This window comes from Aeromonas sp. QDB17, assembly GCF_027705305.1.
In the GTDB taxonomy this organism is placed as follows: Bacteria; Pseudomonadota; Gammaproteobacteria; order Enterobacterales; family Aeromonadaceae; genus Aeromonas; species Aeromonas caviae.
Window position 1 is genome coordinate 2,766 of record NZ_JAPDBP010000047.1, and the last position, 1,514, is coordinate 4,279.

Annotated in this window: 2 protein-coding genes; both read left to right on the forward strand. The window is 59.5% G+C overall.

The window, feature by feature from the left end; translation table 11 throughout:
- A partial coding sequence (locus OKC41_RS20955) for a DUF932 domain-containing protein (protein ID WP_270672343.1) occupies nucleotides 1-322 on the forward strand: 322 nt, incomplete at its 5' end.
- 96 nt (nucleotides 323-418) lie between these two features.
- The gene (locus OKC41_RS20960; protein WP_113738893.1) at nucleotides 419-1,420 is read left to right on the forward strand and encodes a YqaJ viral recombinase family protein; all 1,002 of its coding nucleotides are present in this window, start codon (nucleotides 419-421) and stop codon (nucleotides 1,418-1,420) included.
- Nucleotides 1,421-1,514: the final 94 nt, after the last annotated feature.

The following is a 1,514-nucleotide window of genomic DNA, read 5'->3' on the forward strand; positions in this document are numbered from 1 at the left end:
ATTGGCTGCCCGTCCTGTTGCCCCAGAAGAGGCGCTACGTTTCTTTAGCGTCCTGCTGGACCAGCCATTGGATGCCGACAATCAAATTATCCTCACCCGACCAGTCCAACAGCTCCACGAGCTATATCAAGGCGCCGGTATGGGCTCGGAGTTGGCCAGCTCCCAGAATACCGCCTGGGGGCTGGTCAATGCGGTGACGGAATATGTGGACCATCATCGCCGTGCCCGAAGTCAGGACTATCGCCTGGACTCTGCCTGGTTTGGTCAGGGTGCTCAGCTAAAGTCTCAGGCCCTCAATCAGGCCCTTACTCTGCTGCAGTAATCCCCGCTCTACCGATTTATTTCATTTACCCGTCATAGACCCCTACCCAGCCATCAGGCCGGGCGGGGACGTTTATGCCGCTGACAAGGAGTAATGATGAAAGCAAAAGCCAAATACGGTCAGGCTATTCGCTTAGCCTCCACCACCGACCTCTCTCGCAAGCAGTGGTTGGCGATCCGCAAGCTTGGGCTAGGTTCATCCGATGCCGCCGTTGCGGTGGGCCTCTCACCCTATAAATGCCCGCTGTCACTGTGGCTGGAAAAGACCGGGCGTAAGGAGCCGGAAGATATCTCCCACAAAGAAGCTGTGCTGTGGGGTATCGAGCTCGAACCGGTGTTGGCGCAGGTCTACGCCAAGCGCACCGGTTATCGGGTGCGCCGGGTCAATGCGGTACTACAGCACCCCGAGCACCTGTTTATGCTCGCCAATCTCGACCGGGAGGTGGTGGGCCACCCCGACGGCCCCGGCATCCTCGAAATCAAGACTGCCAGCTATCACAGTGCCCCCCAATGGGAGGAGGGCGTACCGGTCGCCTACCAGTGTCAGGTACTGCATCAGCTCGCCGTCACCGGTCATGCCTGGGCGGAAGTGGCGGTACTAATCGGTGGTCAAGATTTTCGGATTTACCGCATCGAACGCGACGAGGAAAAGATCCGGGATCTCACCGAGCGGGAAGCGCAATTCTGGCATCAGGTCACCCACGACCAGCAGCCCGAGCCCGATGGCTCCGAAGATGCAGGCTCGGCGCTGGCTTGGCTCTTCCCCCGCGATGACGGGGAAACCGTCGATCTCTCCGATTCACCCGAGTTCAACCAGCTGTTCGGGGAGTTGCTGCATCTGCGCGAACACAAGGAGGAAGTGGAGCTACGCGAATCACAGATCAAGCAGCGGCTACAGGCCACGCTGGGAGAGGCTACGGCAGGACTCTTTGCCGACGGCAAGATCACTTGGAAACGCAGCAAGGATCGGCTGGCCCCGGACTTGGAACGGCTCGGGCAGGATCATCCCGACCTGCTCAGCCACTACGTCAAACCGGTGCCCGGCTCACGCCGTTTCACCATTCAGGCAGCTCACGCGGCCAGGAGACACACACCATGATCAAAGGACTGGCGATTACCCCACCCGTGATCGGGCGGATCTGTATCGGCAGGCTGGTACAGAAAGAGGGGAAATGGGTGCCTGAGAAGGACGA

Coding starts and splice junctions, on each gene's coding strand:
- OKC41_RS20960 (WP_113738893.1), top strand. CDS start 419: ATGAAAGCAAAAGCCAAATACGGTCAGGCTATTCGCTTAGCCTCCACC.